Here is a 9895-nt window from a genome sequence, read left to right as displayed (position 1 = left end):
GGCCAAGGCGACACAGTTGGCCCGCGGGGGATCTCATAGCCGTCGCTGGAAGGTCCGGTCGCGGCTGGGAAATCGGTTCCCGACCGGTCGCCGGCGATGATGTTCTGCGGGCCGGTAGCGCTGGACAGAGCGTCCGGCCCTGGCTTCGTACCTCCGAAACGGGTGGAGCCCACGTCCAATCCGCCGCTTCCCGCCTGGCGGAATCCGCTGTCGGCCGGCATCCCGTCCGCTCCGGGACGACGTCCCCGGTCTTGGTCGTCGTGGGACGCCATGTGCGGCGCCGGGGACGGAAGAGGCGGGAATCCCAACTGCGGCTCGACGGATCTCGGATCGCTGCCATTCAACGGGGCATGCCCGTTGAGCTGGGCAGAGCCGTTGGAGAATGCGCTGTCCTTGGCCAGCGTCCTGCCGTTGGCCGTGAAGTTGCCATTGGGCATGGCCGCGGGGAAAGCGTTGTCGGCCGCTGGCCGGCTGCCAACAGATGGGCGACCGCCACCGACGGTACTCGCCGGCCGTGCGGGGGCGCTTGAGGACGGATCACCGGCGACAACTTTGGCTGGTAGCCGCACCACGGCGGTTATGCCGCCGGACGTTGATTCCCGAAGCTGGACGCGAATGCCGTGCCGGGTGGCCAGCCTGCCTACCGCGAACAGGCCCATCGTCCGGGATACCGACACGTCGACGACCGGCGGGTTGGCAAGGCGCTCGTTGACACGCTCGAGATCCTTGGCCGGCATGCCGATGCCACGATCCTCAATTTCGATCATTGCCCCTGCGCCGGGACCGAGCGAATGGCTGGTGACCAGCACCTCTGTTGCCGGTGGCGAGAACGATGTCGCGTTCTCCAGCAGTTCGGCGATGAGGTGCACGACGTCACTCACCGCGTGTCCGGCGATCGATACCGGGGCCGCGGCCGACTGCTTCACCCTCGTGTACTGCTCCACCTCGGAGATGGCGGCGAGGACGACCTCGTTGAGCGGGACGGGGTGGGTCCAGCGGCGAGCGGTGTCGGTACCGGCGAGGACCAGCAGGCTCTCGTTGTTCCGCCGCATACGGGTGGCGAGGTGGTCGAGTTTGAACAGGTTGGAGAGCTGGTCGGGGTCCTGCTCCCGGTTCTCCAGATCGTCGATCAGCCGTAGCTGCCGTTCGACCAGGCCCTGGCTTCGTCGGGACAGGTTGACGAACATCGCGTTGACGTTGTTTCGCAGGACCGCCTGCTCGGAGGCGAGGCGGACGGCTTCCCGGTGTACCTCGTCGAACGCACGGGCGACTTCACCGATCTCTTCCTCGGTGTCGATACCGACCGGCTGGATGTTGGTGTCGATGTCCTGGTCAGTGGAGTCACGCAGGCGACGGACGGCTTCAGGCAGGCGGCTGCCGGCGATGTCGAGCGCCGCCGCGCGCAGTCCGAGCAGTGGCCGCACCAGGGAGCGGGCCACGACCATTGTCATGAGGAGGGCGGCGGCCAGGATGAAAACGATGAGCAGACCGGCCACCAGCGCCTTGCGCTGAATAGTCGAACGAAGCGTTTGAACCCGGCTGTCGGTGTCGCTGAAAAGGGAGGTCAGGACCTTGTGGTTGAGGTCCATCGTCTGTTGGGTCGACCTCAGCCATTTCTGGGCGTCCAGGTCGAGGGGCTGCCCAACTCGTCCTGTCAGCACGGTCTGCGAGTTGTCGTTGGCCTGCGACACGTCCTGACCGGTAACAGTCGTCCCGTACGAATCGCGCTGCGGGCCGGTTGCCGCGCCCTCGAAGCGGGAAATCTGGCTTTCGCGCTCAGTGTGGAATCCGACGAACGCGCGATAGTCGCTGTTGTCGAACTGCTGCTTCTGTAGAATGCCGTAGACCAGCGCCTGCTGAGCGGCCAGCAATTCCCCGGAGCGGGCAATCGAGTCCGCGCTCACCACGTCCGCCAGCAGCGACCCGTCGTCCTGACCCTGCGGAATGAGGGCAACCAGGTTGACAAGACTGTTGATAATAGTTGTATAGGCCACGGTGACAGTGCCTGGGTCAACTACAGTCAGCGCTGTCGCGCGTACGTTCTGTCGGCGGGACAGCCGGTCGGCGGCTGCTTGGATTGCCGCCCGGGTCTGCTCACTGAAGCCGTTCTGGCGGCCCTTGGCGGTGTCCTCGTAGTCACGGGCGGCCTGATCGACCCGGGCCTGTGCTGCCTTGACCGCGTCGAGGGAACGCTGTTGCCCCGCGCTCGCGACATAGCCGATCGTGTAGGTGCGTTCCCGTTCCAGTTCGAACGTGAGGGTGGTGGCGGCGCGACTGATTTGGATCATGTTACGGACTCTGTTGATCTGCTGAGTGCTGCTGAGGACCGTGTTGGCCCCCTGGGAGGCATTGACCAGGATGGCGATCATTGGAACGGCGAGAATCGCGATCAGTTTGGTCCGGACCCGCCAGTTCGCCGGGGTAGCGACGTTCGCCGCTATCCGCCGCAGGCCGCCGGGGGCCGCCGGGGTAATCGTAGGCGCACCGACGCGATGCCCACCGTCGTCGGCGGGCTCCTCCGGCGTCATTGGGGATGCCGCGGGCGCGTCGACGCCCCTGCTGGCTATCGGTTGTCTGCGCACGTACCTTCGCAACCTCTCCGCCAGCCTCCCGGAACACGTCGTACCAGGATGGCTCGGTATCGGGCCCGGATGTCCCTCGACAGGCACCTTAGCGGTACGGACAGGCGACCCGAAAGACGCCTACCCTAGGGTAGCCACCCAAAGGCTATAGGATCATGGTTTTCTCGGCACAGCCGGAAGTGTGGGAAGTGTTGTCCACTTCCCGCTCGATGCGGTGGCTGTGTTCCCGCCGGACCCAGGAGTGGTTCCCGCCGAACCCAGGAGCGGCCAGACGGGCATGGGCTGATACTAGTTGATGGTAGTCGTGAATGCCGGAATCGTTACGATCGGCCAGCGCGCGCGGCTGCTGTCTGGTGATCCAGGCGGTGCCCCGGCCGGGACTCGTGCGGACACCCGTCACGGCACGGCCGCGGGAAAGGATCAATGTCCGCGGGAAAGGATCAATGTCCGCGCGGCCGCGGGCCCCTGCCGCTTCGTAGGCTGACGCCGTGAACACCGCAGCCTCGCAGCCCGCCGGACGTCCGACCGGTACCGATCCGGGGTTTCGCCCCGTCCATGACCGGGTTCTGGTCGTGGACTTCGGTGCCCAGTACGCTCAGCTCATCGCCAGGCGGGTACGCGAGTGCCATGTGTATTCGGAGATCGTGCCGTGGGATCTTCCGGTCGAGGAGATCATCGCTCGGCGTCCCGCCGCGATTATCCTTTCGGGCGGGCCGAAGTCGGTGTACTCACCGGGCGCGCTGGCGGTGGATCCGGCGCTGTTCGGTGCCGGTATCCCGGTCCTGGGCATCTGCTATGGCCATCAGGTGATGGCGCACGCGCTGGCCGGGACGGTCGCGCGCACGGGTGTCGCGGAGTACGGAGCGACCCCGCTCGCGGTCATGGCGGCGGGCGTCCTGTTCGCGGATCTGCCCGTCGCCCAGCAGGTGTGGATGTCTCACGGCGACTCGGTGACGGCACCACCACCTGGCTTCGTGGTCACCGCGGCGACCCGGTCAACCCCGGTCGCGGCCTTCGAGAACACCGAACGCCGGCTGTTCGGCGTCCAGTTTCATCCCGAGGTCGCGCACACCGACTGGGGGTTGGACATCCTGCGGCACTTCCTGTTCGCCGGTGCCGGGTGCCGGCCGGACTGGACCACGCTCAACATCGCGGATGAGGCGGTGGCGGCGGTGCGTGCTCAGGTCGGTGGCGGCCGGGTCATCTGCGGGCTGTCCGGTGGGGTGGATTCGGCGGTGGCGGCGGCCGTTGTGCACAGAGCCGTGGGTGATCAGTTGACGTGCGTATTCGTCGATCATGGATTGTTGCGCGCTGGCGAGGCCGAACAGGTCGAGAAGGACTTCGTTGCCTCGACCGGCGTTGAGCTGCTCCAGGTGAAGGCGGCCGACCGGTTTGCCGCCGCGCTTGCCGGTGTCACCGATCCCGAGCGTAAACGTAAGATCATCGGCCGGGAATTCATCCGGGTCTTCGAGGCCGCGGCCCGCGAGCTCGAGACACGGGCCGAGAGCGAGGGAACCCAGATTGAGTTCCTCGTACAGGGGACGCTGTATCCCGACGTCATCGAGTCCGGCTCAGCGACCGCGGCGAAGATCAAGTCGCACCACAATGTGGGTGGTCTTCCCGACGATCTGCGTTTCAACCTGGTGGAGCCGTTGCGCACGCTGTTCAAGGACGAGGTGCGCAGGCTCGGCGAGGAGCTCGGGCTGCCCGAGGAGATTGTCTGGAGGCAGCCCTTCCCGGGGCCTGGCCTTGCTGTCCGGATCATCGGTGAGGTCACTGTTGAGCGTCTTGAGGCCTTGCGGGCCGCGGATGCGATTGTGCGCGCGGAGATCCGTCGTGCCGGGTTGGACCGGGAGATCTGGCAGGTGTTCGCGGTGCTGTTGGCCGGCGTCCGCTCGGTCGGGGTGCAGGGGGACGAGCGCACGTACGGGCACCCGGTTGTCCTGCGTGCGGTCACCAGCGAGGACGCGATGACTGCCGATTGGGCTCGGCTGCCCTATGAGCTGCTTGAACGCATCTCCAATCGGGTGGTCAACGAGGTCGCCCAGGTGAATCGGGTGGTCTACGACATCACCTCGAAACCCCCTGGCACCATCGAGTGGGAGTAGCCCCGGGTGGTGTGGGAGCGGCCCGGGTGGCGATGTGGCCGGTTCAGGCCGCGGGTGTGCGCAGCGACTCGGCCACCAGCGCCCGTACGCGGCCAGCGGTCGCCTGGTCGATGTTCCCGCCGGACAGGACCACCGCGGTCGGGCCCTGCGCGCAGCCCGGATGGCGCAGCAGCGCCGCGGCCCCGGCGGCACCAGCCGGTTCGACCGTCTGGCCATCGGCCTGGGCCAACATCACCATCGCTTCCCAGAACGCCTCCTCATCAACCGTGACCATGTCATCCACCAGGTCCGCGGCGAGAGCCAGCGGCAGATTGCCCGGACTTCGCACGGCCATGCCGTCCGCGATCGTCGTGGCCGGTACCCACAGCCGGTGCCCGCGGCGCCAGGAGCGGACGAAAGCGGGCGCGCCCGCTGCCTGGACACCGATTACCCGCACATCGGCGCGGCGCTGTCTGAGCGCTGTCGCGATACCCGCGATCAGCCCGCCGCCGCCAACGCCGACCAGCACGGTACGCAGCCCCGGTATCTGCTCGATCAGCTCGAGCCCGATCGTGCCCTGACCGGCGATCACTATCGGGTCGTCGAAGGGGTGTACGAGCAGCCCACCGAGGTCGTGCGCGGCGGACTCGGCGGCAAGCAGGGCGGCGTCGACGTCGCCTGACACGAGTTCGACATGAGCACCGAATCGCCTGGTTCGAGCGATTTTTGTAGGATTTGCCCCGGCTGGAACGAAGATCGTCGCTGGGACGCCGAAGCGGGCCGCCGCGTAGGCCACGCCCTGGGCGTGGTTACCAGCGCTGGCGGCGACCACGCCACGCGCACGCACCTCGGGGTCCGCGAGGGCGATCCGGGTGAAGGCGCCGCGCAGCTTGAACGAGGCGGTGCGCTGTTCGTTCTCGCATTTGAACCACACCGGCACGCCGGTCAGGCGGGACAGGTGCGCGCTGCGCACGACCCGGGTGCGCTGGGCCACTCCGGTGAGCACAGCCGCGGCCCGGTCGACGTCGATGCCGGCGACGTTGATGTCGGTGGTGTTGATGTCGGTGGTGTTGATGTCGGCATCGGGGACCTCCGCGGCTGGCGGGTCGGCACGGCGGCCGCTTGGGGGCGGGCCGGGTCTTGACGGAGTCTCGGCAGCGGCGCCATCACTGCTGGTCGGCGCCTGGGTGGCGGCTGGTCGGCTCATCGCTGCTCTCCCGATGGCTCGGCGACCAGCTTGCTGCATGGCCGCGGCAACAAAAAAGCCCCCCGCCGGCATGGCAGGAGGGCAAGGCGCACGGACCCGGAGCGCTGGCTCGTCAGGCGGGTTCGCGCGCCCAAGAAATAATCATAAGATGCTGCGCCACCCGCTCAGGATGCTCGCTCGTGCCGATGGTCGTCAAACCGGATGCCCGAGATCCTCCTGACTGTGCCGGCGGGCCGCCCGCTCGGCCAGCTGATCGATCCCGGTATGGCCCGCGTGATCGGAGTGGTCCGCGTGATCGGAGTGGCCCGGATGCCGATCCGGCGCTACGCCCTGTCGTGAGGCCTACCGGTGCCTCGTAGGGTGTCGAGTGTGCATCGCTGCCAGAACTGTCGGACGTCGAACATATGATCGATTTGCTATGAGTACTCTTTCCGGCGGTCCGTACGCCGACTTCGATGATGCCGGTGCTGACGCTGGTGTCGACCCGGGCGAGCAGGCTGGTCGTCCCGCTCCGCGACTCGGTCCCGATGTCCTGCTGGGGGGGCTGAACCCGCAGCAGCGGGCCGCGGTCGTCCATGCCGGTTCGCCACTGCTCGTGGTCGCGGGCGCGGGATCGGGCAAGACGCGGGTCCTCGCGAACCGGATCGCCTATCTGTTGGCCGTGCGCGGGGCCCGCGCTGGCGAGATCCTCGCGATCACGTTCACCAACAAGGCCGCGAACGAGATGAAGGAGCGGGTCACCGCGCTGGTCGGCGTCCGGACGCGGGCGATGTGGGTCAGCACCTTCCATTCCGCCTGCGTGCGTATCCTGCGGTCGGAAGCGGTGCGACTTGGGTTCACCAGCAGTTTCTCAATCTACGATGCGGCCGACGCGCAGCGGCTGCTGGCGTTGGTCGCTCGCGATCTGGACCTTGATCCCAAGCGCTACCCTCCCCGCGCGCTCGCTGTCGGGATCAGCAATCTCAAGAACGAGCTGATCGACTGGGAGACCGCCCGCGACCGGGCGGCGAATCATGTCGAACGGGCCACCGCCGAGGCTTACGGCATTTATCAGCGCCGGCTCGCGGAAGCGAACGCGTTCGATTTTGACGATTTGATCATGGCTGTCGTGAACCTGCTGCAGGCATTCCCGGAGGTCGCCGAGCATTACCGGCGCCGGTTCCGGCACATTCTCATCGACGAGTACCAGGATACCAATCACGCTCAGTACGTGCTCGTACGGGAGCTGGTCGGGCGCGTATCCCCGCTGACCGTGGACGGTGAGCCGGTCCGCCCAGGCGTGGGGGGCCATGGTGTGGAACCGGCCGAGCTTTGTGTGGTCGGTGATGCCGATCAGTCGATTTATGCCTTCCGGGGCGCGAACATCCGCAACATCGTTGAGTTCGAACAGGACTATCCTGACTCGACCGTGGTTCTGCTGGAACAGAACTACCGTTCCACGCAGACGATCCTGCTGGCGGCCAACGCGGTGATCGCCCGTAACGGGCAGCGTAAGCCCAAACGGCTGTGGTCGGACGCGGGCGACGGCGAGAAGATTGTCGGTTATGTCTCCGACAGTGAGCACGATGAGGCCGCGTTTGTCGCCGCCGAGGTCGATCGGCTCACCGACGCCGGCACAGCCAGGCCGGGTGACGTCGCTGTCTTCTACCGGACCAATGCCCAGAGCCGTGTCTTCGAGGAACTGTTCATGCGGGTCGGGCTGCCCTACCGGGTGGTCGGCGGAGTGCGTTTCTACGATCGGCGTGAGGTCCGGGATCTCCTCGCCTATCTGCGGGTGCTGGCCAATCCGGCGGATACGGTGAGTCTGCGGCGTATTCTCAACGTGCCCAAGCGGGGCATCGGCGAGCGTGCCGAGACGATGCTCGCCGTCTTTGCCGAAAAAGAGCGGATTCCGTTCGCTGACGCCCTGCGCCAGGCGGGGGAGATCCCGGGCCTGCCTACCCGTTCCGCGACCGCGGTCCGTGGTTTCGTGGACCTTCTCGCCGAGCTGCGGGCGGTCGGGGAAGCCGGTCCGGTAACGGCGCTGGAGGCGGCCCTGGAACGAACCGGATACCTCGCCGAACTGACCGCGCAGGAAAATATCGAGGCCGCCGGACGGGTGGAGAACCTGCAGGAACTCGTCAGCGTGGCCCGGGAGTTCACCGAACGCTTTCCGCAGGGTTCACTGGCGGACTTTCTGGCACAGGTCTCCCTGGTGGCCGATGCCGACCAGATACCCGACCCCGCTGACGGCGGAGCCGGGGTCGTCACGTTGATGACCCTGCACAGTGCAAAGGGGCTGGAGTTCCCGGTTGTTTTCCTGACCGGGCTGGAGGACGGCATGTTCCCGCATATCCGCACGCTCGGTAGCCCGACCGAGCTTGAGGAGGAACGTCGCCTCGCCTATGTCGGCATCACCCGCGCTCGGGCCCGGCTCTACCTGACCCGGGCGCATGTCCGCAATGCCTGGGGTCAGCCGGCGTACAACCCGCCGTCGCGTTTCCTCAATGAGGTGCCGACAGAGCTGGTTACCTGGCAGGAGAGCACTCGCCCGCCGTCGCCCGTGTCCGCGCCGCGGGTGTCGGGGTGGGGCTCGGCGTCCGCTGGGCCGTCGCCCGCGAGGGCCGGCGGACTACCCGGCCGCCGGCCCTCGCCGGTCCCACGTCCCATTCCCGATCTGACCACGGGCGACCGGGTCAACCACGACACGTTTGGGCTGGGCCAGGTTGTCGCCATGGCGGGATCCGGTGACAATCTGGAAGCGAGTATTGATTTTGGGGATGGAACGGGAACCAAACGGTTGCTCCTGCGTTTCGCACCCGTTGAAAAACTCTGACCGGCTGTGGCGCTGGCGTCGTGTAACGCAGGCGGCTTTTAGAGCGTGTGTGAGATCGGGCTTTCGATCAGTGAGCCGCGTCCAGGCGCCCCCCGGCAAGGCGGCAGGCCGAAGCGACACCGGATGAGTTGTCTCGGTGCGGCCGACAACGCAGCCAGGGGACGCCTGGGCGCGGCGAGCCGGAATGACGATCTCACACACGCTCTTAGCGGCTCCGGCAATAGGACTGGCCGGCTCGCGCCCTATTATCGGAGCGCTCTTAGCGCCTGTAGAGAGCCGTCAGGCACGTATTAGTAGGTCACGCCGTGTTCGGCGAGCCAGGCCAGCGGGTCGATCTTCATCCCGTCCTGGCCGTTGAGCCGGACCTCGAAGTGCAGGTGCGGGCCGGTCGAATAACCGGTTGAGCCTTCCAGGCCGATCTGCTGGCCGGTGGCGACCACCTGGCCGACCCGGACATCGATGCGTGACAGGTGGCCGTAGCAGGTGACAATTTTGTTTTCGTGCATGATTTGTACGAAGTTGCCGTAGCCGGACTCCCATCCCGCATAGATGATTGTGCCGCCGTGGGCGGCGGCGATCCGGGTGCCCAGCGCGGCTCCAAGGTCAATTCCGGGGTGGCCGTTGGCACCGCCAAACCGCTGGGTGAGACGGGCCTCGATAGGCCGCACCCAGCGCAGCGCGTCATCCTGATCGCGTGCGGTCCGCTCGGCCGCATTCCGTCGTTGCACGAGGAGGATGGACAGCTGGGCCAGTGCCTCATCGCGGTCAGCCCGATCAGCCTGGACCCGGAGCCGCATAGCCGCGCCGTCGTTGTCGAGCTGTGCGACCAGGGCCGGGTCACTCAGGCCATCGGTCGCGCTCTCGGCCTGGCCGGAGGCCGAAGCCGCCCCGACGGTCCCAAGTCGGGTGAGAGATGGCGGTTCGGAGTGCGCGATGCCGGTTGTGTTGACCATGGCGATGCCAAGCGTCGACACAACAGCCGAGGCAACTCCGGTGCGACGCAGTTGGGCCAGGGGCACCGTTCGCCGGCCGCGACCGAACGGTATCCCGCGTCTCGCGGGCGCACCGTGCTCACGGTGTCGCGCGGAGCTGCGGGCAGGGGGCTGCGACAACCCGGACTCACGCTCCTGTTGGTCGACAAGGCTCCAGCCACGGCACCGTGCGGCAGGAGGGGGGATCCCGTAAACCGATGAAGACGCTACAC

At 67.0% G+C, this 9895-nt stretch carries 7 protein-coding genes; 3 read left to right on the top strand and 4 right to left on the bottom strand.

The features are described 5' to 3' along the window. Together MJ783_RS13960 and MJ783_RS13955 are read right to left on the bottom strand one after the other, a co-directional pair. Positions 1-2582 (bottom strand): nitrate- and nitrite sensing domain-containing protein (locus MJ783_RS13960; RefSeq protein WP_239310869.1); only part of this gene is annotated, 2582 nt, incomplete at its 3' end. Positions 2583-2727: 145 nt separating this feature from the next. Then, on the bottom strand, positions 2728-3078 hold the full coding sequence (locus MJ783_RS13955; RefSeq protein ID WP_239310868.1) for a hypothetical protein: 351 nt from the start codon (positions 3076-3078) through the stop codon (positions 2728-2730). Here MJ783_RS13955 and guaA point away from each other — a divergent pair. Further along, positions 3071-4690: a glutamine-hydrolyzing GMP synthase gene (guaA, locus tag MJ783_RS13950; protein WP_370651625.1), complete on the top strand. Its 1620-nt coding sequence runs from the start codon at positions 3071-3073 to the stop codon at positions 4688-4690. The two genes, MJ783_RS13955 and guaA, sit on opposite strands and share 8 nt — an antisense overlap. A 43-nt stretch (positions 4691-4733) precedes the next feature. Here guaA and MJ783_RS13945 read toward each other — a convergent pair whose 3' ends face one another. Then, the gene (locus tag MJ783_RS13945; RefSeq protein ID WP_239310867.1) at positions 4734-5876 is read right to left on the bottom strand and encodes a threonine/serine dehydratase; all 1143 of its coding nucleotides are present in this window, start codon (positions 5874-5876) and stop codon (positions 4734-4736) included. A 201-nt stretch (positions 5877-6077) separates the two neighbouring features. Here MJ783_RS13945 and MJ783_RS13940 point away from each other — a divergent pair, with 201 nt between their 5' ends. Both MJ783_RS13940 and pcrA read left to right on the top strand, forming a co-directional pair. Further along, positions 6078-6215, top strand: coding sequence for a hypothetical protein (locus MJ783_RS13940; protein ID WP_239310866.1), 138 nt, complete (start codon positions 6078-6080; stop codon positions 6213-6215). A 79-nt stretch (positions 6216-6294) separates the two neighbouring features. Next, complete coding sequence (pcrA, locus tag MJ783_RS13935; RefSeq protein ID WP_239310865.1) at positions 6295-8691, top strand: DNA helicase PcrA; 2397 nt, start codon at positions 6295-6297, stop codon at positions 8689-8691. 290 nt (positions 8692-8981) lie between these two features. Here the strand turns inward: pcrA and MJ783_RS13930 are convergent, their stop codons facing one another. After that, positions 8982-9665: a M23 family metallopeptidase gene (locus tag MJ783_RS13930; RefSeq protein WP_239310864.1), complete on the bottom strand. Its 684-nt coding sequence runs from the start codon at positions 9663-9665 to the stop codon at positions 8982-8984. Positions 9666-9895: the final 230 nt, after the last annotated feature.

This window comes from Protofrankia sp. Cj3 (assembly GCF_917627355.1).
Classification (GTDB): Bacteria; Actinomycetota; Actinomycetes; order Frankiales; family Frankiaceae; genus Protofrankia.
The sequence above is the reverse complement of the archived record's forward strand: the minus strand, read 5'-3'. Positions and strand labels throughout refer to the sequence as shown.